General features: G+C 72.6%; 21 protein-coding genes. 14 read left to right on the forward strand and 7 right to left on the reverse strand.

Annotated elements, in window-relative coordinates; all coding sequences use genetic code 11:
* Positions 1 to 42: 42 nt before the first annotated feature.
* On the reverse strand, positions 43 to 1,740 hold the full coding sequence (locus GH723_RS09860; protein WP_153759483.1) for an ABC transporter substrate-binding protein: 1,698 nt from the start codon (positions 1,738 to 1,740) through the stop codon (positions 43 to 45).
* A 130-nt stretch (positions 1,741 to 1,870) separates the two neighbouring features.
* On the opposite strand from GH723_RS09860, the gene GH723_RS09865 reads away from it, so the two are divergent.
* The 6 genes from GH723_RS09865 (at position 1,871) to ung (ending at position 10,954) form a co-directional block, all read left to right on the forward strand.
* Positions 1,871 to 2,458, forward strand: a complete 588-nt coding sequence (locus tag GH723_RS09865) for a DUF4352 domain-containing protein (protein WP_153759484.1) — start codon at positions 1,871 to 1,873, stop codon at positions 2,456 to 2,458.
* A complete protein-coding gene (locus GH723_RS09870; RefSeq protein ID WP_153759485.1) occupies positions 2,458 to 4,647 on the forward strand; it encodes an ABC transporter permease in 2,190 nt (729 codons plus the stop codon). The genes GH723_RS09865 and GH723_RS09870 overlap by 1 nt, the downstream gene beginning before the upstream one ends.
* On the forward strand, positions 4,644 to 7,652 hold the full coding sequence (locus GH723_RS09875) for an MFS transporter (protein WP_153759486.1): 3,009 nt from the start codon (positions 4,644 to 4,646) through the stop codon (positions 7,650 to 7,652). The genes GH723_RS09870 and GH723_RS09875 overlap by 4 nt, the downstream gene beginning before the upstream one ends.
* A gap of 111 nt (positions 7,653 to 7,763) precedes the next feature.
* A complete protein-coding gene (locus GH723_RS09880) occupies positions 7,764 to 9,809 on the forward strand; it encodes a putative bifunctional diguanylate cyclase/phosphodiesterase (protein WP_195210228.1) in 2,046 nt (681 codons plus the stop codon).
* Positions 9,810 to 9,981: 172 nt separating this feature from the next.
* Positions 9,982 to 10,272 carry a hypothetical protein gene (locus GH723_RS09885; protein WP_153759488.1) on the forward strand — a complete coding sequence of 97 codons (291 nt, stop codon included), beginning with the start codon at positions 9,982 to 9,984 and terminating at the stop codon, positions 10,270 to 10,272.
* Positions 10,273 to 10,282: 10 nt separating this feature from the next.
* Positions 10,283 to 10,954: a uracil-DNA glycosylase gene (gene ung / locus GH723_RS09890; RefSeq protein WP_153759489.1), complete on the forward strand. Its 672-nt coding sequence runs from the start codon at positions 10,283 to 10,285 to the stop codon at positions 10,952 to 10,954.
* A 3-nt stretch (positions 10,955 to 10,957) separates the two neighbouring features.
* On the opposite strand, the gene GH723_RS09895 is transcribed toward ung, so the two are convergent.
* Genes GH723_RS09895 through GH723_RS09910 form a run of 4 tightly spaced genes read right to left on the reverse strand, consistent with a single transcriptional unit; the run spans position 10,958 to position 13,333 of the window.
* The gene (locus GH723_RS09895) at positions 10,958 to 11,284 is read right to left on the reverse strand and encodes a hypothetical protein (protein ID WP_153759490.1); all 327 of its coding nucleotides are present in this window, start codon (positions 11,282 to 11,284) and stop codon (positions 10,958 to 10,960) included.
* A gap of 5 nt (positions 11,285 to 11,289) precedes the next feature.
* On the reverse strand, positions 11,290 to 11,571 hold the full coding sequence (locus tag GH723_RS09900) for a metal-sensitive transcriptional regulator (protein ID WP_153759491.1): 282 nt from the start codon (positions 11,569 to 11,571) through the stop codon (positions 11,290 to 11,292).
* A 41-nt stretch (positions 11,572 to 11,612) separates the two neighbouring features.
* Positions 11,613 to 12,374: an ABC transporter permease gene (locus GH723_RS09905; RefSeq protein ID WP_229022763.1), complete on the reverse strand. Its 762-nt coding sequence runs from the start codon at positions 12,372 to 12,374 to the stop codon at positions 11,613 to 11,615.
* Positions 12,371 to 13,333: an ATP-binding cassette domain-containing protein gene (locus GH723_RS09910; RefSeq protein ID WP_153761168.1), complete on the reverse strand. Its 963-nt coding sequence runs from the start codon at positions 13,331 to 13,333 to the stop codon at positions 12,371 to 12,373. The genes GH723_RS09905 and GH723_RS09910 overlap by 4 nt, the downstream gene beginning before the upstream one ends.
* A 92-nt stretch (positions 13,334 to 13,425) precedes the next feature.
* Here GH723_RS09910 and GH723_RS09915 point away from each other — a divergent pair, with 92 nt between their 5' ends.
* From GH723_RS09915 to GH723_RS09925, 3 genes are read left to right on the forward strand one after another with little or no spacing between them, the layout of a single operon-like run.
* Positions 13,426 to 16,242, forward strand: coding sequence for an ExeM/NucH family extracellular endonuclease (locus GH723_RS09915; RefSeq protein WP_153759492.1), 2,817 nt, complete (start codon positions 13,426 to 13,428; stop codon positions 16,240 to 16,242).
* A complete protein-coding gene (locus tag GH723_RS09920) occupies positions 16,239 to 17,405 on the forward strand; it encodes a phospholipase D-like domain-containing protein (protein WP_153759493.1) in 1,167 nt (388 codons plus the stop codon). The genes GH723_RS09915 and GH723_RS09920 overlap by 4 nt, the downstream gene beginning before the upstream one ends.
* The gene (locus GH723_RS09925; RefSeq protein ID WP_153759494.1) at positions 17,405 to 18,307 is read left to right on the forward strand and encodes a diacylglycerol/lipid kinase family protein; all 903 of its coding nucleotides are present in this window, start codon (positions 17,405 to 17,407) and stop codon (positions 18,305 to 18,307) included. The genes GH723_RS09920 and GH723_RS09925 overlap by 1 nt, the downstream gene beginning before the upstream one ends.
* Before the next feature lie 13 nt (positions 18,308 to 18,320).
* On the opposite strand, the gene arfB is transcribed toward GH723_RS09925, so the two are convergent.
* Positions 18,321 to 18,740: an alternative ribosome rescue aminoacyl-tRNA hydrolase ArfB gene (gene arfB, locus GH723_RS09930; protein WP_153759495.1), complete on the reverse strand. Its 420-nt coding sequence runs from the start codon at positions 18,738 to 18,740 to the stop codon at positions 18,321 to 18,323.
* 104 nt (positions 18,741 to 18,844) lie between these two features.
* On the opposite strand from arfB, the gene GH723_RS09935 reads away from it, so the two are divergent.
* Positions 18,845 to 20,626: a bifunctional metallophosphatase/5'-nucleotidase gene (locus GH723_RS09935; RefSeq protein WP_229022764.1), complete on the forward strand. Its 1,782-nt coding sequence runs from the start codon at positions 18,845 to 18,847 to the stop codon at positions 20,624 to 20,626.
* 21 nt (positions 20,627 to 20,647) lie between these two features.
* Here GH723_RS09935 and GH723_RS09940 read toward each other — a convergent pair whose 3' ends face one another.
* Positions 20,648 to 21,112 carry a hypothetical protein gene (locus tag GH723_RS09940; protein ID WP_153759496.1) on the reverse strand — a complete coding sequence of 155 codons (465 nt, stop codon included), beginning with the start codon at positions 21,110 to 21,112 and terminating at the stop codon, positions 20,648 to 20,650.
* A gap of 140 nt (positions 21,113 to 21,252) precedes the next feature.
* Here GH723_RS09940 and lon point away from each other — a divergent pair, with 140 nt between their 5' ends.
* The 4 genes from lon to GH723_RS09960 all read left to right on the forward strand — a co-directional run bounded on the left by lon (position 21,253) and on the right by GH723_RS09960 (position 25,494).
* Positions 21,253 to 23,556, forward strand: coding sequence for an endopeptidase La (lon, locus tag GH723_RS09945; RefSeq protein ID WP_195210639.1), 2,304 nt, complete (start codon positions 21,253 to 21,255; stop codon positions 23,554 to 23,556).
* Between the two features lie 30 nt (positions 23,557 to 23,586).
* Positions 23,587 to 24,315 (forward strand): dienelactone hydrolase family protein, encoded by a 729-nt coding sequence (locus GH723_RS09950; RefSeq protein ID WP_153759498.1) that lies wholly within the window; start codon positions 23,587 to 23,589, stop codon positions 24,313 to 24,315.
* Between the two features lie 9 nt (positions 24,316 to 24,324).
* Positions 24,325 to 24,984, forward strand: a complete 660-nt coding sequence (trhA, locus tag GH723_RS09955; protein WP_153759499.1) for a PAQR family membrane homeostasis protein TrhA — start codon at positions 24,325 to 24,327, stop codon at positions 24,982 to 24,984.
* A gap of 108 nt (positions 24,985 to 25,092) precedes the next feature.
* Positions 25,093 to 25,494: a cupin domain-containing protein gene (locus tag GH723_RS09960; protein ID WP_153759500.1), complete on the forward strand. Its 402-nt coding sequence runs from the start codon at positions 25,093 to 25,095 to the stop codon at positions 25,492 to 25,494.
* Positions 25,495 to 25,503: the final 9 nt, after the last annotated feature.

Below are 25,503 nucleotides of genomic sequence, written 5' to 3' on the forward strand. Positions count from 1 at the left end.
TGGCGGGAACTGGGGGTCCCGCCACCGGCCCGGACACCGTGGCTAGGAGGCGTCCTCCCGGCCCGTGCGGGGCGGGTACTGCGGCGACCGGTCGCCCTCCGGCCGCTCGGTGAACCAGACGATCGAGCCGTCCTCCTCGAACAGGGGCCCGATGTCGCCGAGCTCGCCCGGCAGGTACCGCCGACAGCCGTCGATGCACCGGTAGACGCCGAGGACCTCCTCGTTCTCCTCCCGAGGGTCGGCCGTGTCGGGGTCGTACCAGATGATCTTCACGTCGTCGGCGGACGTGTAGTCCTCCCACTCCCACAGCTCGGTCCCGTAGGACACGCCGTAGCGCGTGGCGTGGCCCGACACGGGCTCGAAGGAGAAGAGCCCGTCCCGGAAGGTCTCAGGCGTCAGCTCGGGTCCGGCCAGGTGGATGCCCCGGAAGAGGAGGTCCCAGGAGGTGATCTCCGGGTAGGTGCTCAGCTCCTCGCCGAGGTGCCAGCTCACCACGTTCCCCTCCTGCTGCTCGAGGCGGGGGTCCATGATCGGCAGCGTGAACGAGATGCCGAAGGCGTGACGCCACTGCTCCTGGTCGTAGGAGCGGGCGAGCGCCGACACGTCGGTGCCGGTGGATCCGGTGAGGATCCACTCCGGCCAGTAGTCCTGCGCCGTCGCCTGGTTCGTGAGCGACGTGGGCATGAACGGGTCCCCGGCGAAGATCACCGACGTGACGCCGGCCTCCTTCATCTGGGCGATGATCGACTGGGCGTCCTCGTCGAGGTTGGCTCCCGTGCCGTACTCGTAGCGGATGTCCAGCTCGAGCTCGACGCCCTCGGCGGCGAGCAGCTCCTCGAAGTAGGCGACGCCGTCGGCGTAGGCGTTGTCCGGGGTGTCGTACCAGACGAGGCCGAACGTGCGCTCCTGGGTGTGGAAGGCCTCGTCGCCGGCGAACTCCGCCGGCTCGCCCGCCAGCTGGCTGAGGATGAAGTCGGCCCGGTGCACGTAGCCCTGGGTGGAGGACATCAGCCCGCCCCACACGTGCGGCGCCCACTCGAGGTAGCGCTCGATGGGGAGGGACGCGGTGCAGAGGCACAGGACGCCGCGGTTGGCGAGCTCCTCGGCGAAGACCGGCGTGTTGGCCGGTCCACCCACGACCGCGAACGCCCCCATCTCGTCGGCGGCCCGGATGGCGTTCGCTCGTGCCGCGACCTCGTCGTTCCCGGCGGCGTCGGTCTCGAGCACCTCGACGTGCACCGTCCGCCCGTAGGTCTCGAACAGGGCGTTGTAGGTGTCGACCACCTTCTGGCGGTTCTCCGCGTGCTCCTCGTCCGACGGCGGATCGAGACCCAGCGCCGAGCGTGCCTGCAGCGCGTTCTCGTCCGGTTCGCCGCCGTAGACGACGACCACGATCTCGTCGGCCGTCACCCCGGCGTGGGTGGCACCGCCGTTGTCGGCGGCGTCGTCCCACAGCGGGACGCAGTTCGGCGCGTAGACGCTCGGGATCATGATGCGCCCCGTCTCGGGGTCGCAGTCCGGCGCGTCCTCGGCCGACGCACCCTCGCCCTCGTCCTCTCCCTCGCCCTCTCCCTCGTCGGTGTCGGGCGCGGTCGTGTCGGCCGCCACCTCGCCACCGTCGTCGCCGTCGTCACCGCCGCGCAGCGCGCCGACGAGCACCACCGCCGCCACGACCACGCCCACGACGAGCACCGGCCAGTACCGCCCCAGCACAGACCTCTGCTGCGGTCGCTCTTCCATCGTTCCCCCCGGAGACATCGATTCCGCCGTGCCGCATGCCCGACTCGGCGCAGACTACCGTGTGGCGCACGTCACGTCCGCTGGTCCAACAGGACGCACGGCGAGCAGCACGGACAACCCAGGGGGGAACATGAGCGGGACTCGTACGAGTCGTGCGGCGGCGCGGCAGCGCGCGCCGCGGCGGGGCGTGGGCGCGGTGGTGCTCGCGGCATCGGTGGTGGTGGCCCTCACGGGCTGCGGGGCGTTCAGCGAGGCCGACGAGGACGCCACCCTCGCGGACGTCGAGCGGGCCAACCGCGAGGAGGGCGACGTCGAGGGGCAGGTCGGTGACACCGTCGAGGTCTACGACCTGCGGGCGACGGTCACCGAGGTGCGACGGGTCGCCGAGTACGGCGAGATCGACAACCGCGGCTACGTCGAGGTCACCATCTCCATGGAGAACCCGACGTCGTCGGCCGTCGACTACGACCGGTCGGACTGGCGCATCGAGAAGCCCGACGGGACGATCTCGAACACCGCGAACGTCTCCACCGAGGAGCAGCTGCTCGACGACGTGATCCCCGCCGGCGGCACGGTCGAAGGGCGGGTGATCTTCAGCGTCGGACAGGAGGAGGGCCAGTTCGCGATCCTCTTCTCCCCCGCCTCCCTGCGCCCCGACGACCCGCTCGGGGTCGAGCGTGGGGTCTGGGTGTTCGAGAGCGCGCCCGAGGAGGGCTGATGACGTCGGCGCGCACGGCGGATGCGAGTCGACGGGCCACCGACCGCCAGCGCGAGGAGCGGCTGCGGCGCACCGCGACGATCGTCGCGACGGGCATCGGCCTGTACCTCCTGCAGCTCGTCGCCTTCCCGACGCCGACCGGCCAGCTCCTGAAGGGCGTCATCATCGGCGGCCTCACGGCGCTGATCGCCATCGGCATCGCCCTCGTCTACCGGGCGAACCGCATCATCAACTTCGCCCAGGCGGACCTGGGCTCGGTGCCGGCGACCTTCACGATCATGCTCGTCACGGGCGCGGGCCTCCCGCTCGTCGTCGCGCTGCCGGTCGGCGTCGTCCTGGCGATCGTCCTCGGCGCGCTGCTCGAGTTCGTGATCATCCGCCGCTTCGCCCACGCGCCTCGGCTCATCCTCACCGTCGCCACGATCGGCATGGCCCAGGCGCTCGTCGGGCTCGGCCTCGTCGTCCCGCAGCTCCTCGAGCGGTACTGGCCCGGCGTGTTCGACGCCGCGGACCTCACGCGGCCGCTCGCCCAACCCTTCGACGTGCAGGTGCAGGTCGGCACGACGGTGTTCCGCGCCTACGACATCATCGCCGCCGTCGCCATCGTGGCCATCGTCGCGGCGCTCGCCGCCTTCCTCCGCTACAGCCGGATCGGCATCGCGGTGCGCGCCAGCGCCGAGAGCGCCGACCGGGCCATGCTCCTCGGGATCCCCGTCAAGCGCATCCAGACGGTGGTGTGGGCCATCGCCAGCCTCCTCGGCTTCGCCGCGCTGCTGCTGCGCGCCGGGGTGCTCGGCGCCACGATCGGCTCGGTGCTCGGCCCGACGATCCTCATCCGGGCCCTCGCCGCCTGCGTCATGGGCCGGATGGAGAACCTGACGGTCATCTTCTTCGGCGCGGTGGGGCTCGGCGTGCTCGAGCAGGCCATCTTCTGGGAGACCCTCGATCGCGTCCTCGTCGCCCCGATCGTGTTCGTCGTCATCCTCGGCGTCCTGCTCGTCCAGCGGCGGGGGAAGCTGGCTCGCACCGACGAGCAGTCGGCCTGGCAGGCCACCACCGACGTGCGCCCGGTGCCACCCGAGCTGGCGCGCCTGCCCGAGGTCGACCTCGTGCTGCGGGGCCTCCCCGTGCTCGGGCTGCTCGTCGCCCTCGGCCTCCCGCTCGTGTTGAGCGTCAGCCGCGTGAACCTGGCGGCCAGCATCCTCGTCTACGCCATGGTGGCGGTCTCGCTCGTCGTCCTGACCGGTTGGGCGGGGCAGGTGAGCCTCGGCCAGGTGGCGTTCATGGGCTTCGGCGCGGCCGTCGGCGGATCGGTCACGACGCGGCTCGGGTGGGACATCTCGGTGGCTCTGCTCCTCGCCGGCCTCGTCGGCGCCCTGCTGGCCGTCGTCATCGGGCTGCCGGCCCTGCGCCTGAAGGGGCTGTTCCTCGCCGTCACCACCCTGGCGTTCGCCCAGGCGACGTCGTCGTACTTCCTCCACCAGGGGCGCTTCGACTGGTGGCTGCCCCAGGGGCGCATCCCCCGCAACGACCTGTTCGGCGCCATCCCGATCGCAACCGAGGCCCAGTACTACTACTTCACGCTGGCCGTGCTGCTCCTCGTCATGGGCATGGCCCGCCAGGTCCGGCGCTCCCGCACCGGGCGGGTCCTGATCGGCGTGCGGGAGAACGAGCGGGGTGCGCAGTCCTACGGCGTGAACCTCGTACGGGCCAAACTCACGGCGTTCGCCCTCTCCGGATTCATCGCTGCGGTCGCGGGCGCCGTGTTCGTGCACCACCAGAGCTCGCTCGGCACCCAGCCCTACGCCACGACCGAGAGCCTCGCGGTCTTCACCATGGTGGTGATCGGCGGGCTCGGATCGGTGCCGGGTGCCATCGCCGGCGCCGTCTACGTGAAGGGCAGCGCTGCGTTCCTGCCGTCGGAGCTCACGTTCTTCGCGAGCGGCCTCGGCCTCCTCGCCGTGCTCATCGCCCTGCCCGGCGGACTGGCCTCGCTCATCTACCGGGCCCGCGACGGCTACCTGAGGTGGGTCGCCGAGCGCCGCGGGATCATGGTGCCGAGCCTCTTCGCCGACGCCCGGGACCTCGACTCGATCACCACCGGCAGCGAGAAGGGCATGGAGTTCGTCCGGCAGATGGCGGACCTGATGGAGGCGCAGCGAGCCGGCGCCGCAGGAGGTCGACGATGACCGCGACCGAGCAGCCGCCCCCGACCGACGAGCCCGTCGCCGCGCCGCGCCGGCCGCTGCGCGCTCGCCTGTCCGACTGGCGCCCCTCCAACGTCACCCAGGGCGGGCCGGTGTACCCGCTCGTCGTGCTCTTCGGCCTCAACCTGGTCGACGAGCTCGACCGGGAGGCGTTCAACGTCCTCGTGCCCGACATCAAGGACGCCTTCGCCCTCGACATCCAGGGCGTGCTCACCCTCACGTCCCTCGTCGGCTTCTTCGTCCTCTTCCTCGAGATCCCCCTGGCCCACCTCGCCGACCGCCGCAGCAGGGTGAAGATCGCGACCGGGGGCGCGGCGACGTGGGGGATCGCCTCGTTCCTCACCGCCGTCGCCGGCTTCGTCGGCAACATCTGGATGCTCGGCGCGGTCCGCGGCGCGGCCAACCTCGGGCGGGCCGTCAACGGGGCGACGCACCGCCCCCTGATCGCCGACTACTACCCGGTCGACGTCCGCCCGAGCGTCTTCGCGGTGCACAGCGCCGGGAACTCGATCGGCCAGTTCGCGGCGCCGCTCATCGCCGGGTCGCTCGCGTTCTACTTCTCCTGGGAGACGCCGTTCATCGTCTTCGCCGTGCCGACCCTCGTGTTCGTCGTCCTGGCGCTCCGCCTGAAGGAGCCGGTGCGCGGCTACCACGAGAAGGTCGTGCACGGCGCGGACGAGGCCACGGCGCGCACCGAGGAGGCGCCGGCGTCGCTCGCCGAGGCGTGGCGGATCGCCTGGCAGGTCCGCACCCTGCGCCGGATCTGGATCGCCACGCCGTTCCTCACGATCCCCCTCTTCGCCCTCTCCCCGCTCCTCCAGCTGTTCTACGAGGAGGAGATGGGGCTGAACTCCGCGCAGAGGGGCCTGCTCGCCGCCGCGACCGAGCCCTTCCAGCTGCTCGGCCTCGCCGTCGGCATCCCGATCGCCACACGCCTGATGCGCCGCAACCCCGCGCACCTCCTCAGCTTCCTCGGGGCCGCGGCCGCGCTGCAGGTCGTGTCGCTCTTCCTGCTCGTCTTCACCCGGAACCTGCCCCTCGTCGTGGCGATGCGGGCGGTGCTCGCGGCGGCCACGGCGGCGACGGCGCCGGCCCTCGCCGCCACGATCTCGCTGATCGTGCCGCCCCGCATCCGCTCGATGGGCTTCACGATCGGCAACCTCTTCGTCATCCCCACCCTGCTCGTCGGCCCGATCATCGGCGGCCTCGCCGACGAGTGGGGGCTCGAGCTGGCGATCGTGCTGCTCTGCCCGCTGATCCTGCTCGGCGTGCTCATGATCACCTCGGCCGGCGGGTTCATCACCGCCGACATCCACAAGGTGCGCACCTCCACGGTGGCCATGGCCGAGGTGCGGGCGGCGCGCGACCGCGGCGAGGCCAAGTTGCTGCTCGTCCGCGACCTCGACGTCCACTACGACTCGGTCCAGGTCCTGTTCGGCGTCGACATGGAGGTGGCGGAGGGCGAGATCATCGCCCTCCTCGGCACCAACGGCGCCGGCAAGTCGACGCTGCTCAAGGCGATCTCGGGGTTGGTCGAGCCCTCGGCCGGCGCGGTGATCTTCGACGGCACCACCATCACGCACGCGCCGCCGAACGAGATCGTCGGCCACGGCATCGTGCAGGTCCCGGGCGGCAAGGGCATCTTCCCCTCGCTCACGGTCGGCGAGAACATCCGCCTCGCCGGTTGGCCCTACGCCGACGACCACGACTACCTCGACGCCGCGACCGCCGAGGTCATCGGGCACTTCCCCATCCTCCGGGAGCGATGGGACGACGCCGCCGGCAACCTGTCGGGCGGAGAGCAGCAGATGCTCACGCTGGCGATGGCCTTCATCGCCCGGCCACGCCTGCTGATGATCGACGAGCTCTCGCTCGGGCTCGCCCCGGTCATCGTCGAGCGGCTCCTCGACGTCGTCGCCGCCATCCGCGACCGGGGCACGACGATCATCCTCGTCGAGCAGTCCGTCAACGTCGCGCTCACCGTCGCCGAGACCGCCTACTTCATGGAGAAGGGCGAGATCCGCTTCCGCGGGCCGACCGCCGAGCTGCTCGACCGTCCCGACGTGCTCCGCAGCGTGTTCCTCGAGGGTGCAGGCGCGCTCGACGGCGCCGCTGCGGGACCGGCCGGGGCGCGCCCCGCCGTGCACCGCACCGACAGGGTCGTGCTGCGCGCCGAGGGGCTCACGCGCAGCTACGCCGGGGTCCTCGCGGTCGACGACATCACCTTCGACCTCCACGCCGGCGAGATCCTCGGCATCATCGGTCCGAACGGCGCAGGGAAGACCACCCTGTTCGACCTGATCTCCGGCTACCTGCCGGTCGACCGTGGGCGGCTGCTGCTCGACGGCACCGACATCACCGAGCTCTCGCCGGACGCACGGGCGTGGCTCGGCCTCGGCCGGTCCTTCCAGGACGCCCGCCTGTTCCCCGGCCTCACCGTGAAGGAGACGGTCCAGGTGGCGCTCGAACGACGGGTCGAGGTGCGCGACCCGATCGCCACCGCCCTCGGGCTGCCTGCGGTGCGCGACTCCGAACGCAAGGTGGCGGCTCGCGCCGACGAGCTGATCGACCTGCTCGGCCTGGGCGCCTACGCCACCAAGTTCGTGCGGGAGCTCTCGACCGGCTCGCGCCGCATCGTCGACATCGCCTGCATCCTCGCCCACGAACCCGCGGTGATCCTCTTCGACGAGCCCTCGTCGGGCATCGCACAGCGCGAGACCGAGGCGCTCGGGCCGCTGCTCCTCCGCATCCGCGAGAGCACCGGCGCCAGCCTCCTCGTCATCGAGCACGACATGCCGCTCATCCGCTCGATCTCGGACTCGATCCTGGCGCTGGAGCTGGGATCGGTCGTCACCTGCGGCCGACCCGACGACGTCCTCCACGATCCTCGGGTCGTCGCGTCGTACCTGGGGACGAACGCCGCGGCGATCGAGCGGTCCGCCGACGGCGGCGGTGCTCGTGACCCCGACGGTGGCGCCGACGCCTGATCGCACTAGCGTGCCGCCCGTGGACCTCGGGCGAGGATGGGTCGACATCTACAGAAGCGGCGGCGGCGGCCGATGGGTGCGGATGACGCGCGCAGCCACGAGGTCGGTGGGGTGAGCCCCACGCGCGCGCGTCCGGTGGCGGGCGCGGAGCGCGCGCTCGGGTGGTGGCAGGCGGTCGTCGACCGCTCCACCGACCTCCTCCTCGCCTTCGACCACGAAGGACGGATCACCTACGTCAGCCCGTCGGTGACCCCCATGCTCGGCTACGCCCCGGAGGACCTCGTCGGCACCGACGGCCTCCACGTCGTCATCGACGAGGACCGCCCCCGGGTCGCGGCGGCGCTGGCCGCCATCGTCGGGCCGGACGGCGCATCCCAGCAGGTCTTCCGGGTCCGTCGACAGGACGGCACGATCCGGCACCTCGAGGCCCGCGGCACGAGCCACCTCGACGACCCCGAGGTCGGCGCGGTGCTCATCAGCATGCGCGACGTCACCGACCGGCTCACCGCCGAGCGATCGCTCGCCGAGCGCGACGCCCTCTACCGCACGATCGTCGAGGCCACGTCGGACGCGGTCGTCATCCACGCCGAGGGCACGATCTTCTACGCCAACCCCGCGGCGGCGCAGCTCCTCGGCGTCGACGACCCGCTGCGCGTCGCCGGGCGGCAGATGGAGGAGCTCTTCCGCCCGGAGGCCGGCTCCCCGGCCGACGAGTGGGCGCCCGGCAACCACCACCGGGTCGTGCGGCTCGACGGCCGCAGCCTCGACGCCGAGCTGACCGCGATCCCGACCGTCTGGGGTGGCCAGACCGCGGTCCAGGTGGTCATCCGCGACATCACCGAGCGGCAGCTGCACGACCTCGCGCTCCTGCACCAGGCGACCCACGACCCCCTCACCGGCCTCCCGAACCGCTCGTTGCTCGCCGACCGCCTCGAGCACGCCGCCTCCCGAGCGGCGCGCACGCGGCGCCCGTTCGCGGTCCTCTTCGTCGACCTCGACCGCTTCAAGGTCGTCAACGACACCCTCGGGCACGAGGTCGGCGACGAGCTGCTCCGCCAGATCGCCGTGCGCCTGGGCGACGCCGTGCGTCCCGGCGACACCGTCGCCCGCCTGGGCGGGGACGAGTTCGTCGTGGTCGTCGAGGACCTGCTCGTCACCGACACGGTCGACCTCGTCGTCGAGCGCATCCAGGAGGGGTTCGCCGCGCCGTTCGCGATCGAGGACCGCGACTTCCTCATCAACGCCAGCATCGGGGTGCTCGTCACCACCGACGGGCGGGACCCCAAGTCGCTCCTGCGCGACGCCGACGCCGCGATGTACACGGCCAAGACCCAGGGCCGGGGGCGCGCCGTGCGCTTCGACGGCGCGCTCCGCGAGCGGGCGTCGCGCCACGAGGAGATGCGCCTGCGGCTCCGGGCCGCGCTCGACGAGGACCAGCTGTGGATCGCCCTCCAGCCCGTCGTGCGCCTGGCCGACCGCCGGGTCGTGGCGGTCGAGGCGCTCATGCGCTGGGAGCACCCCGACCTCGGCACGATGCTGCCGGAGGGCTTCCTCGACGTCGCGGACGACGCCGGCCTGCTGCCCGAGCTCGGCGCGCTGGTGCTCGATGCCGCGTGCGGCCGGTTGGCCCGGTGGCGCCGCGACGCCGGTGCCGGCTCGGCGGCGGCGGGAGCGTGGGTCGGCGTGAACGTCGCCCAGACCGAGCTGCTCCACCCAGGCTTCGACGCCACGGTCCGCGGCGTGCTCGAGCGCCACGACCTGCCCGGATCGGCCCTGTGCCTCGAGGTCACCGAGCGGGCGCTGCTGGATGACCCCACCCGGGTGGGTGAGGTCCTCCGCCCGCTGCGCGACCTCGGCGTCCAACTGTCCATCGACGACTTCGGCACCGGCTACACGTCGCTCGCCGTCCTCCGGCGCTTCTCCCCCGACCACGTCAAGATCGATCGCGCGTTCGTCGGCGGCATGGCCGACTCGCCCTCCGACGCCGCCACGGTCCGCGCCCTCATCCAGATGGGGCACGCGCTCGGCGTGTCGGTGGTCGCCGAGGGCGTCGAGCTCGTCGAGCAGCAGCACCTGCTCGCCGTGCTCGGCTGCGACCTGGCCCAGGGATTCCTTCTCGGCCGGCCGGCCCGGGACCTCGACCTGCCGCCTGCCTAGGCACCCGCGGATGCGTGGGATGGCGGCCTCGACGGCCTAGGATGGTCCCCTTCCGTGACGGACGTGTGGGCCGCGACGGCACCTGACGCTGTCGAGCAGCGCGCCTCCGGGTGCCGCGCGTCACCTCGCCCGCTGTCCGCCACGGCCACGACCGCGATCAAAGGACGATCCCATGGGAGCGAACCGCACCACGTTCGAGAAGCTGCAGCGCGACCGGGCGAAGAAGGCGAAGGCGGCCGCGAAGCGCGAGCGCCGCATGGGGCTGCAGAACGAGCCGGCGACGGCCACCGAGGAGCCGGCCACCTCGGAGTGGACCGTCGGCGAGAGCGAGGAGCCGTTGAGCGCCGCCCAGCTCCTCGAGGCGGTCGAGCAGCTGCACCGCCAGTACGAGTCGAAGACCATCAGCTTCGACGAGTTCGAGGAGCGCAAGACCGACCTCCTCGCCCGCATCACCGTCGACTGACGTCCCGCCGGTGGCCGCCACGGACTGGAACCCGCTGCTGCGGGACCAGCTCGCCGAGCCGTACTGGACCGAGCTGCAGAGCTTCGTGGCCGCCGAGCGGGCACGCCACCGGGTCTTCCCCGCCCACGACGAGGTCTTCGCCGCGCTGCACCTGACGCCCTACGCGTCGGTGCGGGCGGTGATCCTCGGCCAGGACCCGTACCACGGACCGGGGCAGGCCCACGGCCTCAGCTTCTCGGTCCGCCCCGGCGTGGCCGTTCCACCTTCGTTGCGCAACATCTACGCGGAGCGCGAGTCCGACCTGGGCCTGCCACCACCGGAGCACGGGTGCCTCGACGCCTGGGCGCGCGGCGGCGTCCTGCTGCTCAACACGACCCTGACCGTGCGCGCGGGTCAGGCCGCCTCGCACCAGGGCAAGGGCTGGGAGCGGTTCACCGACGAGGTCATCCGCGTGGTGTCCGCCAAGCCCGAGCGGGTCGTGTTCATCCTCTGGGGGGCGGCGGCCCGGCGCAAGAAGGCGCTGGTCGACACGTCGCGCCACGTCGTGGTCGAGAGCGCCCACCCCTCCCCGCTCTCGGCCTCCAACGGGTTCTTCGGCAGCCGCCCCTTCTCGCGCACGAACGCCGCTCTGGAGGACGCCGGGCGCCCACCGATCGACTGGCGCGTCGACGGCGAGGTCTGACCGTCAGCCCGGGCCGGCGGTGGGTCCGGTGTCGACGAAGCCGTCGAGCGGATCGTCGCCCCGCAGGAGGTGGCGGCGGCCGTCGGTGAAGCGCAGCACCGCGGCGCCACGCAGGACGGTGCCGTCCGCGGCCTGCATCACGAGCTCGTGGCGACCGGCGACGAGGTCGCGGGCGTGCACGGTGCGGATGGTGACCTCCCAGTCGCTCGGCCCCGGGTCTCGGGCGCCCTCTCGCACGACGACGAACACGTCGGCGTAGGAGATCTCCTCGGCGTCGATCGCATCGGCGCCCACGGCCAGCCGATCGAGCGCCAGCCGGGTGCTGCGCAACCGCCTCAGCTCTTCACGAGTCGGGCGATGGCCGCCGTGGCTTCGTCCAGCTTGGCGTCGGCGTCGGGCCCGCCCTCGACCATCGCCTCGGCGACGCAGTGCCCGAGGTGCTCGTGCACCAGTCCGAGCGCCACCTGCTGGAGGGCACGGGTGACCGCCGTGACCTGGTCGAGGACGTCGATGCAGTACCGGTCCTCGTCGACCATCTTGGCGATGCCACGGACCTGGCCCTCGATGCGCGCCAGGCGCTTGGCGATCTGTTCCTTCTCCATCGAGTAGCCGGCCATCGGCCCATTGTGCCGCAACCCGTCCCCGGACGGACCGGGCGTCAGCGGGTCGAGGCGGAGAACCGCCGGATCGAGAGCGTGGCGAAGACCACGGTGATGCCCGCGGCCCACGCCAGGGCCAGCCAGAGGTCCGATCCGGGATCGCGGTCGTTGTAGAGCGCCCGGCCGGCGTTGGTGAGCACGGTGAACGGGTTGGCGTCGGCCACCGGCGTGAGCCAGTCCGGCATGTTCTCGGGATCGACGTAGGCGGACGACACGAACGTGAGCGGGAACATCCAGATGAAGCCGGCGGAGTTGGCGGCCTCGACCGAGCGGACCCAGAGGCCCATGTACGCCTGCACCCAGCTGAACGCGTAGGCGAACGTGAAGAGCAGCAGCGTGGCGAGCAGCGACTCGCCGACCGACCCCCCGAACCGGAACCCGACGGCGACGGCCACGGCGATCATCACCACGAACGTCACGATGTTGCGCACGAAGTCCGAGATCGTCCGGCCGACGAGCACCGAGGCCGGGTGGATGGGCAGGGACCGGAGGCGGTCGATGAGGCCCTTCGTCATGTCCTCGGCGACGCCGACGCCCGTGAACGCCGACCCCCAGAGCGCGGTCTGGGCGAAGACGCCCGGGATCAGGTACTGCTCGTAGCGCTCGTAGCCGGGCACGACGAGCGAGCCCCCGAACACGTAGACGAACAGCAGCACGAACATGATGGGCTGCAGGAACGTGAAGAGCACCAGGTCGGGGCTCCGCGGGATGGCGATCAGGTGGCGCCAGGCCTCGGTCCAGCTGTCCTGGAGGAGCCTCACGATCGGCCTTCCTCGTCGTCGGCGTCGTCGGGCGCCGCCGGGTGGCCGGTGAGGGCGAAGAACACGTCGTCGAGCGTGGCGCGCCGGGCGCGCACGTCGACGATGGGGACCCCGGCGCGATCGAGGGCGCGGACGGTCGCCGGCAGCGCCCCGTCGAGCGCGGCGACGGGCACCGAGAGGGCGGCGCCTCCGTCGACGGGCTCGATGCGGCCGGTGGCCAGGGGCACCAGGGCCTCCGCCGCGCGACGGGCCGCGCCCCGCTCCGGTACGACCACGACGCGGTCGCCGCCCACGCGGCGGGTCAGCTCCTCGGTCGTCCCGTGGGCGATCACCGCGCCGTGGTCGATGACGACGACGTCGTCGGCGAGGCGCTCCGCTTCGTCGAGGTACTGCGTGGTGAGCACGATCGTCGTGCCGGCCGCCCTGAGCTCGCCCACGAGCTCCCACACCGCGAGGCGAGAGCGGGGGTCGAGCCCGGTGGTCGGTTCGTCGAGGAACAGCACCGCGGGGTCGCCGATCAGGCTCATCGCGATGTCGAGGCGCCGACGCATGCCGCCGCTGAACCCGCCGACCGGCCGACGGGCCGCGTCGACGAGGTCGAAGCGCTCGAGGAGGATGCCGGTGCGCCGGCTCGCCTCGTCCCGCCCGAGGTGGTGCAGGCGGCCGACGTGGATCAGGTTCTCCCGCGCCGTCAACCGGTCGTCGACCGCGCTGAACTGGCCGGTCAGACCGATCCGGGCCCGCGCGCCGATGGGATCGGCGGCGACGTCGACGCCGTCGATGCGCGCGTGGCCGGCATCGGCCCGCAGCAACGTGGTGAGGATCCGCACCGTCGTCGTCTTCCCGGCCCCGTTCGGTCCGAGCAGGCCGAGCACCGATCCCTCGGGCACCTCCAAGGACACGCCACGCAGCGCCGTCGTCCGACCGAAGCTCTTCCGCAGGCCCTCGGCCTCCACCATCGCCACGGGGAGGGAACCTAGGGCACTCGACACCGGAGCGCGCGCCGGAGCTACGGTCCCCGCCGCGGGCCGGCGAACCCAGGAGGGTGCACGTGGGGACCAGCGCGCAGCGGCAGGTGGCGGACGCGTACGGACGGCGCAGGGCGCACGGGCTGAGGGGCCGCGTCGCGCTCGTCGCCGCGCTCCTCGGCATGCTCGGGCTCGCCGCCGCACCACCGACGAGCGCCGACGCCACCGGCGCGCTCGTCATCAGCGGGGTCATCGACGGCCCGCTCACGGGAGGCCTCCCCAAGGCGGTGGAGCTCACCGTCGTCGAGGACATCGACGACCTGAGCGCCTACGGGCTGGAGTCCGCGAGCAACGGCCAACCCTCGGTCGGACCGGAGATGACGCTGCCCGCCGGGCCGGCCAGTGCCGGCGACCGCATCCACGTCGCCACCGAGTCGCCCGGGTTCGAGGCGTTCTTCGGGTTCCCGCCCGACGCCACCCACGGCAACGCCGTCAACATCAACGGCGACGACGCCATCGTCCTCTGGCACGACGGCGCTCGCGTCGACGTGTTCGGCGAGATCGGGGTGGACGGCACGGGCACGCCGTGGGAGCACACCGACGGGTGGGCCTACCGCCGCGACGGCACGGGCCAGGACGGCGCCGCCTTCCAGCTCGGCAGCTGGTCGTTCTCCGGCGTCGACGCCCTCGACGGGGCGGCGACCAACGACACGGCCGACGTGCCCTTCCCGATCGGCACGTACTCCCCCGTCGGCGACCCGGGTGGGCCGGGCGAGCCCGACGTGGTCGACGTCCACGACGTGCAGGGGGCGGGGGCCGCCTCGCCCCTGCTCGGCACCACCGTCACGGTCGACGCGGTCGTCGTCGGCGACTTCCAGGCGGGCCGCCCGGACGAGTCGGGCGACCTCGGCGGGTTCTTCGTGCAGGAGCCCGACGTCGACGCTGACGACGACCCCACCACCTCGGAGGGGCTGTTCGTGTTCCACGACGCCACCGACGTGGCCGTCGGCGACCTGGTGACCGTCACCGGCACGGTGAGCGAGTTCGCCACCGTGACCCAGCTCACGGGGGCGTCCGTGACCGTCGACGCCAGCGGTGTCGACCTCCCGAGCGCCGCCGCCGTCGTCCTGCCCACCTCCCTCGAGGACCCTGCCGTCGACTGGGAGCGCCACGAAGGGATGCGCACCCAGCTCGACCAGGCACTGGCCGTCACCGAGCAGTTCACCCACGGTCGCTACGGCGAGGTCGTGCTGAGCGCCATCGGCGCCCAGGACCACCCGAACCAGGTCGCGGACCCCGCGAGCCCCGACGCCGACGCCGTGGCCACGCTCAACCAGCTCGCCCGCATCCAGCTCGACGACGGGCGCACCACCGAGAACCCCGACCCGACCCCGTACCTCCAGACGGACGGCACGCTGCGCGACGGCGATCTGGTCAGCGACCTCGTCGGCGTCGTCCACTTCTCGTTCGGCGACTACGAGATCCACCCCGTCGTCGAGCCGACGTTCCAGCGGGCGAACGACCGGCCGCCGGTGCCCGACGTCGGCGGCTCCCTGCGGTTCGCCAGCTTCAACGTGCTCAACTACTTCACGACGCTGGGTTCCCGGGGTGCGGACACCGCCGAGGAGCTCGAGGACCAGGCGGGGAAGATCGTCGCCGCCCTCGTCGAGCTCGACGCCGACGTCGTCGGCCTCATCGAGATCGAGAACAACGCCCCCGTCGCGGTGGACGACCTCGTCGCGCGCCTCAACGCCGCCGGGACCCGCACCTACGCGGCCGTCCCCACCGGCCCGATCGGCACCGACGAGATCGCGGTGGCGTTCATCTACGACACGGCGACCGTCGAGCTCGTCGGCGAGCCGCACGTCCTCGACGCCGCCGTCAGCCCGGCCTACCTGGACGACCTGAACCGGCCCGCGCTGGCCCAGACGTTCCGGGACGTCGCGACAGGGGGCGAGGTCACGGCGGCCATCAACCACCTCAAGTCCAAGGGGTCGGCGTGCACCACCACCGCCAACCCCGGCGACCCGGCCTACGGGGTCGAGCCCTACACCGCCGACCCCGAGGTCCCCTCCGACCGGCAGGGCAACTGCAACCTGACCCGCACGGCGGCGGCGCAGGTGCTCGGGCAGTGGCTCGCGGAGATCGACCCGACCGGCCGCACGCTGATCCTCGGCGACCTGAACTCCTACGCCAACGAGGATCCGATCCGCGCCCTGGAGGCACTGGGCTACCGGGACCTCGTCGAGGCGACCGTCGGCGGCAACAGCTGGGACGTCGGCGGCCACACGTACGTCTTCGACGGCGAGCACGGCTCCCTCGACTACGCCATGGCCGGCCCGGGGCTCCTCGAGGACGTCACCGGCGCCGCACCGTGGCACGTCAACGCCGACGAGCCGCCGGCGCTCGACTACAACGACTGGAACCCGGACGGCAACATCCGGCCGGATCCGTTCCGCTCGAGCGACCACGACCCGGTCCTCGTCGGCCTCGCCCTCCCCGCCCCGGCGCCGACGTTCAGCTGCAACGGCCTCGCGCTCGACGAGGCGGGGTGGCGGGCCTGGGCGTCCGACAACGGGTACCGGCTCCTCCTCGGCAGCGCGGGCCCCGACCTGCTCGTGGCCTTCCCACCGGGGCGGCCCGTCCTCGCGCTCGGCGGGGACGGCGACGACCTCGTCGTCGGCTCGGCACGCGACGACGTCGTCTGCGCCGGGCCCGGCCACGACCTGGTGGTCGCCGGCGCAGGCGACGACCACGTGGAGGGCGGCCCGGGGAACGACCTGCTCCTCGGCGGGCCGGGCCGCGACGTGCTCCGTGGGGGTCCGGGCGACGACGTCCTGCTCGGCGGGCCCGGGCGGGACGACCTGGACGGCGGATCCGGCCGTAACCTCCTCATGTGATCGACGACGAACGCACCGACAAGATCCGACGGACCCTCGAGGGCCTGCTCGGATCGCCCGCCAGCGACGGCAACCGCCTCGAGGTCCTCCGCAACGGCGACCAGATCTTCCCCGCCATGCTCGACGCGATCGCGGCGTCGACGCGCACGATCGACTTCCTCACCTTCATCTACTGGACCGGTGACATCGGCCGCCGCTTCGCGGAGGCCTTCGCCGAGCGCGCACGCCACGGCGTCCGGGTGCGGGTGCTGCTCGACGCCGTCGGCTCACGCCTGATCGACGAGGAGCTCGTCGGGATGATGGAGGACGGCGGCTGCGACGTGCAGTGGTTCCGTCCGGTCGAGGCCGGCGCGCTCGGGGAGGTCAACCACCGCACCCACCGCAAGGTCCTCGTGTGCGACGAGACGACCGCGTTCACCGGCGGTGTGGGGATCGCCGACGAGTGGACCGGCGACGCCCGGTCCGAGGACGAGTGGCGCGACACGCACTTCCTCGTCGAGGGACCAGCCGTCCTCGGCCTGCGGGGAGCGTTCGTCGACAACTGGGCCGAGACCGGGGCGAAGCTCTTCGACCCGGAGGTCGACCGCTTCCCCGAGCTGCAGCCCTCGGGCGACCGCACCATCCAGGTGGTCAAGGGTGCCGCGGAGACCGGCTGGAGCGACATCGCGACGATGTTCCGCTCCCTCGTGCTCCTCGCCGAGGAGAACCTGCGGATCACGACGGCCTACTTCAACCCCGACGACCTCCTGCGGGAGCTCATCTGCGACACGTCGCGGCGCGGCGTGCGGGTCCAGGTGCTCATCCCCGGGCCGCACGCCGACAAGCGCTTCGTCCAGCTCGCGAGCGAGTCGGCCTACGCCGAGCTGCTCGACGCCGGCGTGGAGATCCACAACTTCCAGACGAGCATGCTGCACGCCAAGGTGCTGACGATCGACGGCCTCGTCGCCAGCGTGGGGTCGGCGAACGTCAACAACCGCTCGACGCTGTTCGACGAGGAGGTGAACCTCATCGTCTACGACCGCGAGATCACCGCGATCCTCGACGAGCACTTCGAGCAGGACCTGAGGTCGAGCGTCGAGATCGACATGTCCCGGTGGGAGGAGCGCAGCGCCTTCCAGAAGGCGGCCGAGACGGTCATCCAGACGGCGAAGGACCTCATCTGATGGCCGACGACCGACGCCCCGCGGGCTACGTCGTCGCTGCGAACGCCGCCGCCGGCTCGAGCGAGCGTGCCGCCATCCGCAGCGTCGCCGGTCGCCTCGCCGAGGTCGCGCCCACCGAGCTGGCGTGGACCGAGGGCGACGAGGAGTTCGACGCCGTGGTGGCCGGACGCGACGACCGCCTCCTCGTGCTCGCCGGCGGCGACGGGACCTTCCACTTCGCCCTCAACCGCCTCGCGGCGACCGACCAGCTCGAGGCCCCGGTCGGCATCGTCCCGGCCGGCACGGGGAACGACTTCGCTCGCGGCATCGGCGTGGGCGCCGACATCGACGAGGCGGTCGAGATCGTGCTCACCGGTCGACCGCGCTGGTACGCGGCGATCGAGACGTCCACCGGCGAGCTGGCCCACAACAACGCCCACTTCGGCCTCGGCCTCGTCGCCGCAGAGCGCGGCACGGCCTGGAAGCCCCGCCTCGGCCGCTTCGCCTACCCGGTCGGCACCGCCGTCGAGGGCCTGCGGTACGGCGGCGAGCCCCTCGGCGTGGCGGTCGACGGCGAGCCGGTCCACGACGGCCCGGCGCTCGCGGCGCTGGTGCTGCTCGGCCCGAGCATGGGCGGCGGCATCGAGCTGACCGACGACATCGACGTGCGGGACCCGCTCCTCGACGTCGTCGTGGTCGAGCCGCCCCGGACGCGCGCCGACCGCCTGGCGATGGCCGCCGATGCGATACGTGGCGTGCTCCTCGACCGCGAGGACGTCGGCCGGTGGAGCGGCCGGGCCGTGGAGATCACCTCCTCCGACGGCGTGCGGGGCGACATCGACGGCGAGATCTCCGACTGGGGCCCCCGCCTCGAGCTGCGCGTCCGCCCGCGCACGTGGCAGGTCGTCTCGCCGCCCCGCTAGCGCCCGACACCCGTCAGTCCCAGCCCTCCCCGCGCCGGGATCGCTTGCGCTCGGCCCGTCGCCGCTTCTCGCCCAGGCGACGCTCGACCGCACCCCGACCCGGTCGCGTGGGAACACGTCGAGGCGACACCCGCAGGGCCTCGCGCACGACCTGGCCCATCCGCCGCGCCGCGGCCGCCCGGTTGCGCGACTGGGACCGCTCGCCGGCCTCCACCACGCGGACCTCGGCACCGAGCCGCGCGAGCAACCGGCGCCGCTGGCCGTCGTCGAGGGCCTCGGAGGCCGCGACGTCCCATCGCAGGTCGACCTTGGTGTTCGACGTGTTGGCGTGCTGCCCGCCCGGCCCGCCCGACCCGGTGAAGCGCCACCGCAGCTCCCGAGCGGGGATCGTCAGCCGCCGGGTGACGACGATGCCGTCGTCCTCGACACCCACCGTCCACCTCCTGTCGTCGCGGTCGTCACCGTCACCTCGACATCGGGCCACCCGGATGGGGCAGTCTGAGGCGGCGCGGGCACCTCACGAGTCGGAGGTCCACCATGCAGCATCCCTCGTCGGGGCGCCGGTCACGGCGCATGCTCGTCGCGATCCTCGCGGCGCTCCTCGTCAGCGCCGGGGCGGTGTCGCCGGTCGACGCCGGCGGCCGTGGCGGCGGAGGTCACGGACCGGGCCACGGACCGGGTCACGGTCGCCCGGACCGCCCGGACTTCGTCCTCACCGTCCTCCACAACAACGACGGCGAGTCCGACCTCTTCGGCCCGGCCGACGACCCCGAGGCCGGCACGATCTCCCGCTTCGGCCACCTGGTGCAGCGCCTGCGGTGGCAGGCCACCGGCGGTCCCTTCGGCGGGTGGGGCTGGTTCGGCACCAAGCGGGGCGTCGTCACGATCAGCGCCGGGGACAACTTCCTCGCCGGCGCCGAGTGGCAGGCGAGCCTCGACCGCGGCGTCCCCTACTACGACGCCGTCGCGCTCGACCACCTCGACTCCGACGCCTTCGTCATCGGCAACCACGAGTTCGACTTCGGTCCCGAGGTGCTCGCCAACTTCATCCAGAGCTTCCGCGGCCGCGACGACGTCTTCCTCTCCGCCAACCTCGACTTCTCCCAGGAGCCGTCCCTCCAGACGCTCGTCGACCAGGGGCGCATCCGGCCGAGCGTCGTCGTGCGCGAGCGCGGCGAGCGCATCGGCATCATCGGCGTCACCACGCCGGAGCTCGACGAGGTGAGCAGCCCGGGCGACACGATCATCGACGACGACCTCGTCGGGATCATCCAGGGTGAGGTCGATCGCATGCGCCGCGCCGGGATCGACAAGATCCTCGTCGCCAGCCACCTCCAGGACATCACCAACGAGCTCGAGCTCGTCACCCAGCTGAACCACGTCGACGCCGTGATCGGCGGCGGCGGCGGCGAGGACATCTCGGCGAGCTACCCGCTCGTCGCCAACGACGTCGACGGCACGCCCGTCCCCGTCGTGACGGTCCCCGGGGACTACGACGACGTCGGCCGGCTCGTGCTCGAGTTCGACCGACGCGGCAACGTCACCGGGTTCAGCGGCGGGCTCGTGCCCGTGACGGCCGACCTGCCGCAGAACTGGTTCATCCGGCGCCACGTCGAGCAGCCGGTGGAGCAGTACCTCCAGGAGCTCGCCACCACCGTCGTCGCCACCAGCGAGGTCGGCCTCAACGGCGTGCGAGACGACGTCCGGAGCCGGGAGACGAACCTCGGCAGCATCATGGCCGACGCCCACCTGTCGGCCGCCCGGAGCCGGGCCGCGGAGTTCGGCGTGCCCGAACCCCAGGTGGCCCTGCAGAACGGCGGAGGCATCCGCAACAACTCGGTGATCCCCGCGGGTGACGTCACCGCGCTCGACACCTACGCCATCGCGGCGTTCAGCAACGCGATCAGCATCATCCCCGACGTGGCGCGGGCGGACCTCCGCGCCGCGGCCGAGCACGGCCTCGCCGGGCTCCCCGCGCCGGCGGGCAGCTTCGCCCACTGGGCGGGGGTGCGGATCGAGTACCGGGTCGACAACCCGATGGGCAGCAGGGTGGTGAACATGGTGCTCGCCGACGGCACCGAGATCGTGAGCGACGGCGTGGTCGTCGACGGCCCCGGCGTCACGGTGGCGACGATCGACTTCCTCGCCCAGGGCCAGGACGGCTACGACATGTTCGAGCCGTACGACTTCACCACCATCGGCGTCGCCTACCAGCAGTCGCTGGCGTCCTACCTGGCGTCGCTGGGCACGGTCACCGCCGAGCAGTACGCGGACCCGGCCGCCCCGGCCGATCGGGAGCGGATCGTCCCCCTCCCGTGATCTGAGCCGGTCGCGGGGCCCTCAGCAGGCGGGGCCCCGCGACCGGATCTCGGCCAGCTTCGTGGCCGCCTCCCGCAGCTCGTCGAGCCACGCCGACTCGTTGGCGCCGACCAGGCGGACGCACCAGGCGAGCGCCTCGGAGCGGCTGCGGGCGATGCCGCCCTCGATGAGCAGGTCGAGGACGTGGCGCTCCTCGACCCGCAGGCGCGTCATGACCGGCACCGACAGGTGGGAGAACCGCACCAGCTGGTCGTCGACGCGCACGGCCCACGAGACGGCGCGGTCGTAGCGCACCTCGGCGGGACGGGCGATGGCGACGCGCGCGTCACGGGTGGCCTCCCGGAAGCGCTTGGGCGAGGTGCCCGCCGCGAGCCGGCCGACGACGAGCAGCTCCTCGCGGTCGGCGATCACCTCGAGTGGGCCCTCGAACCACCCGTCGGGCACGTGCTCGGTGAACCACTCCACGGCATCGGCGACGACGTCCATGTGCCCTCCAGGTGACGGGAATGCCTCGCCGCGCGAGGCGTTGACGGTGAGTGACCGTAATCTTGTAATCACCATCACGCCAGTGCATGCCGCGTGCGTGCCCTCTCCGAACTGCGAGGCGCCGAGTGTCGTCGACCGAGATCCGCTCCCTCCCCCTCCTCCCCCTGCCCCACGGGGTCGTCCTCCCTGACATGGTGGTCACCGTCGCGGCCGAGAGCGCGGCGGCGCGCGAGGCCATGTCCGGTCGCACCGTCGGCGACGAGCTCGTCGCGGTCCCCGAGCGCGACGGCCACTTCGGCAGCGTGGGCGTCGTGGTCCGCATCGAGCAGCGCGGTCAGCTCGCGAACGGCGCGGACGGCGCGGTGCTGAGGGCCCTGCGCCGGGTGCGCATCGGGCGGGGCGAGGTCGCCGGGAGCGGCGCGCTGCACGTCGCCATCGAGGAGGTCGTCGAGCCGCCGGCGTCCGACGCCGCTCGTGCCCTGGCACGGGAGTACCGAGTCGTGGCCGAGGAGCTGCTCGCGGCGATCGGGTCGCGGGGCGCGAGCGCCCTCCTCGAGGGCATCGAGGAGCCCGGCGAGCTCGCCGACACCATCGGGTGGTGGCCCGAGCTCGACGACGAGCGTCGCCTGCAGCTGCTCGAGACGGTCGATCCCGAGGCGCGCATCCTGCTCGCCGTCGGATGGGCACGCGAGGCGCTCGCCGAGGCGCGCGTGACCGCGGACATCCGTGACGAGGTGAACGAGGACCTGGAGCGCACGCAGCGCGAGGCCATCCTCCGTCGCCAGATGAAGGCCATCCAGGACGAGCTCGGCGAGGGCGGCGACGGGGCCGACGAGTTCGCCACCTACCGCGCCCGGATCGCCGACGGCACGCTGCCGACCGCGGTCGCCGAGGCCGCCACCAAGGAGGTCGACCGCCTCGAGCGCATGGGCGACCAGAACGTCGAGGCCGGGTGGATCCGCACCTGGCTCGACACCGTGCTCGAGATCCCCTGGAGCACCGCCACCGAGGACGCCCTCGACCTCGATGCCGCCGCCCAGCAGCTCGACGAGGACCACGCCGGCCTGGAGGACGTGAAGGAGCGGATCGTCGAGTTCCTCGCCGTGCGCAAGCTGCGCCACGAGCGGTCGAGCGATCTGCAGGAGGACAGCGGCGCTCGCCGGGGGTCGGGCACGATCCTCGCCCTCGTCGGCCCCCCGGGCGTCGGCAAGACCAGCCTCGGCGAGTCGGTGGCCCGGGCTCTCGGTCGGCGGTTCGTCCGCATGTCGCTCGGCGGCGTGCGCGACGAGGCCGAGATCCGTGGCCACCGCCGCACCTACGTCGGCGCCCGTCCGGGCCGCATCGTGCGTGCGCTCGTCGATGCCGGCACCCGGAACCCCGTCATCCTGCTCGACGAGATCGACAAGGTCGGCGCCGACTGGCGCGGCGACCCGTCCGCCGCCCTCCTCGAGGTGCTCGACCCCGCGCAGAACGCCACCTTCCGCGACCACTACGTCGAGCACGAGATCGACCTCAGCGACGTGGTCTTCATCGCCACCGCCAACACGCTCGACACCATCCCTGCGCCGCTGCTCGACCGCATGGAGCTCATCCCCCTCGAGGGGTACTCCGAGGACGAGAAGGTGGCGATCGCGACCCGGCACCTCCTCCCCTCGCTGCTCCGCCGCAACGCGGTGACGGCGGAGGAGGTGCGGATCCCCGACAAGGTGATCCGCGCCGTCGTGGCCGACCACACCCGCGAGGCGGGCGTCCGGCGGCTCGAGCAGCGCCTCGACCGGCTGGTCCGCCGCGCCGCCAGCCGACTGGCCCGTGAGCCGGAGACCACGGTCGTCGACGTCGGCCTCGACGACCTGCGGCCGGCGCTCGGCCCCACGCCCCATCGCGAGGACCCCGCGGTGCGCACGCAGGTCCCCGGCGTCGCCACCGGCCTCGCCGTCACCGGCGCCGGCGGCGACGTCCTGTTCGTCGAGGCCGCGCTCCTCCCGGGCGAGGACGGCCTGACCCTGACCGGCCAGCTCGGCGACGTCATGAAGGAGTCGGGCCAGATCGCCCTGTCCTACCTGCGTGCCAACCGCGAGCGGCTCGGCATCGCCGCCGACCTCGACCGCACCGTGCACGTCCACTTCCCAGCCGGGGCCATCCCGAAGGACGGTCCGTCGGCCGGCGTCACGATGACGACGGCCCTCGTGAGCGCGCTGACCGGCCGCCGCGTCCGGCCGGACGTCGCCATGACCGGTGAGGTGACGCTGCACGGCAAGGTGCTGCCGATCGGCGGGGTGAAGGAGAAGGTGCTGGCGGCCCAGCGGGCCGGCGTCACCGACGTGATCCTGCCGGTGGCCAACGGCGCCGACGTCGACGAGCTGCCCGACGCGGTCCGGGACGCGGTCACGATCCACCTCGTGGACTCCATCCCGGAGGTCCTCGAGATCGCGCTGACCGCCTAGCGTGCGCCGGAGGACGACGAGGGGGAGCCGATGATCGAACGTCGCATCGAGGTCGAGACCGACGACGGGACGATGACGACGTTCGTCGTCCACCCCGAGGAGGGCGGCCCCTTCCCCGTCGTTCTCTACCTCATGGACGCACCGAGCATCCGCCCGGCGCTGATGGACATGGCGTCGCGGCTCGCCAGCACGGGCTACTACGTCATGCTCCCGTTCCTCTTCTACCGGGGCAGCGAGTACCGCGAGTTCGGCCAGTCCGACGAGGACATGCACCTGCGGCGCGACCTCATGGGCACCGTCTCCCGCTCCGGCATCCTCACCGACGCCCGGGTGCTCCTGCAGGTGGCCGACGGCGATCCCGCCGCAAGCGACGGCCCGATCGGAGCGGTCGGCTTCTGCATGAGCGGTCGGCTGGTGCTGGCCCTCGCACAGCACATGCCCGAGCGGGTGGCCGCCGTGGCGTCCATCCACGGCGGCGGCCTCGTCGTCGACCGCGACGACTCGCCCCACCGACAGCTCGACCGCATCCGCGGCGAGGTCTACCTCGGCTGGCCCGACGAGGACCCGAGCGCACCGAAGGACACGATCCCGGCGATGGAGGAGGCGCTCACCGCCGCCGGGGTGCGCCACCGCATCGACTTCATGGAGGGTGCCCTCCACGGCTACGCCCCGCCCGGGGGCGCGCGCTACGACCGGGCCGCCTCCGAGACCCACTGGGAGCGCGTCCACGACCTCCTTCGCCGCAACCTCCACGGGTAGCCTGGCGTCATGTCACTCGAGGTCGTGTCGCCGGCCCTCGTCGAGGAGCGGCCGCGCTGGCGGGGACGCACCCACACGTGGGCCTTCGTCGCCGCCGTCCCCGCCGGGCTCGCGCTGATCGTCGCCGCCAGCGGCACGCTCGCCACCGTCGCGGCGTCGATCTACGTCGGCGGGCTGCTCGCGGTGTTCGGCACGTCGTCCGCCTACCACCGGCTCGCCCGGTCGGTCCGGGCGCGGGTCGTCATGCAGCGGCTCGACCACTCGATGATCTACGTGCTCATCGCCGCGTCCTACGTCCCGATCTGCCTCGTGGCCCTGCCGCCGCGGTGGGGCATCCCGATGCTCAGCGTGGTCGCCACCCTCGGAGCGATCGGGATCGTGCTCAAGCTCACCGGTGCCCGACGGCTCGGCTGGGTGGGCTACGCCCTCTACCCGGTCATGGGCTGGGCCGCGGTCGTCGCTGCGCCGGCGCTCGCGACGCACCTCACCGGTCTCCAGCTCGGGCTCATCGTCGCGGGCGGTCTGGCCTACACGATCGGCTTCCCCGTGCTGCTCACGCGCTGGCCCGACCCCTGGCCCCGCACGTTCGGCTACCACGAGGTGTGGCACGTCTTCACCATCGTCGCCGCCGTGCTGCACTTCGGGGCGATCGCCACCGTCGTCGCCTGACGCCGCTCGGCGTGCGGCTCGCCGCGATCAGGAGGTGTGAGCACCGCCCGCAGCGGCCAGACTCAAGGGAGGGCCGCACGGCCACGCCCACCGACAGGAGGAACCCGGATGACCGGCTGGATCGGCGACATCGAGGATGCGACGACGAGCAACACGACGTTCCGCACGGTGCTCTTCACCGGTGACCACCTCCAGCTGACGGTGATGAGCATCCCCGCGGGCAGCGAGATCGGGCTCGAGGCCCACGGTCACCTCGACCAGTTCATCCGCGTGGAGGAGGGCGAGGGCCGCCTCGACATGGGTCCGGCCGAGGACCAGATCGACGAGCACCACGCGCTGTCGGACGACTGGGCGGCGATCATCCCCGCCGGCACGTGGCACAACGTGGTCAACACCGGCGCAGGGGACCTGAAGCTGTACTCGATCTACACGCCGCCCGAGCACCCGGACGGCACCGTGCACCAGACCAAGGCGGAGGCCGACGCCGCCGAGCACGACCACGATCACTAGGCGACTCGT

It is taken from the genome of Actinomarinicola tropica, assembly GCF_009650215.1.
GTDB classification, from domain to species: Bacteria; Actinomycetota; Acidimicrobiia; order Acidimicrobiales; family SKKL01; genus Actinomarinicola; species Actinomarinicola tropica.

Coding starts and splice junctions, on each gene's coding strand:
- GH723_RS09860 (WP_153759483.1), bottom strand. CDS start 1,740: ATGGAAGAGCGACCGCAGCAGAGGTCTGTGCTGGGGCGGTACTGGCCG.
- GH723_RS09865 (WP_153759484.1), top strand. CDS start 1,871: ATGAGCGGGACTCGTACGAGTCGTGCGGCGGCGCGGCAGCGCGCGCCG.
- GH723_RS09870 (WP_153759485.1), top strand. CDS start 2,458: ATGACGTCGGCGCGCACGGCGGATGCGAGTCGACGGGCCACCGACCGC.
- GH723_RS09875 (WP_153759486.1), top strand. CDS start 4,644: ATGACCGCGACCGAGCAGCCGCCCCCGACCGACGAGCCCGTCGCCGCG.
- GH723_RS09885 (WP_153759488.1), top strand. CDS start 9,982: ATGGGAGCGAACCGCACCACGTTCGAGAAGCTGCAGCGCGACCGGGCG.
- GH723_RS09900 (WP_153759491.1), bottom strand. CDS start 11,571: ATGGCCGGCTACTCGATGGAGAAGGAACAGATCGCCAAGCGCCTGGCG.
- GH723_RS09910 (WP_153761168.1), bottom strand. CDS start 13,333: ATGGTGGAGGCCGAGGGCCTGCGGAAGAGCTTCGGTCGGACGACGGCG.
- GH723_RS09925 (WP_153759494.1), top strand. CDS start 17,405: ATGGCCGACGACCGACGCCCCGCGGGCTACGTCGTCGCTGCGAACGCC.
- GH723_RS09935 (WP_229022764.1), top strand. CDS start 18,845: ATGCAGCATCCCTCGTCGGGGCGCCGGTCACGGCGCATGCTCGTCGCG.
- GH723_RS09940 (WP_153759496.1), bottom strand. CDS start 21,112: ATGGACGTCGTCGCCGATGCCGTGGAGTGGTTCACCGAGCACGTGCCC.
- GH723_RS09950 (WP_153759498.1), top strand. CDS start 23,587: ATGATCGAACGTCGCATCGAGGTCGAGACCGACGACGGGACGATGACG.
- trhA (WP_153759499.1), top strand. CDS start 24,325: ATGTCACTCGAGGTCGTGTCGCCGGCCCTCGTCGAGGAGCGGCCGCGC.
- GH723_RS09960 (WP_153759500.1), top strand. CDS start 25,093: ATGACCGGCTGGATCGGCGACATCGAGGATGCGACGACGAGCAACACG.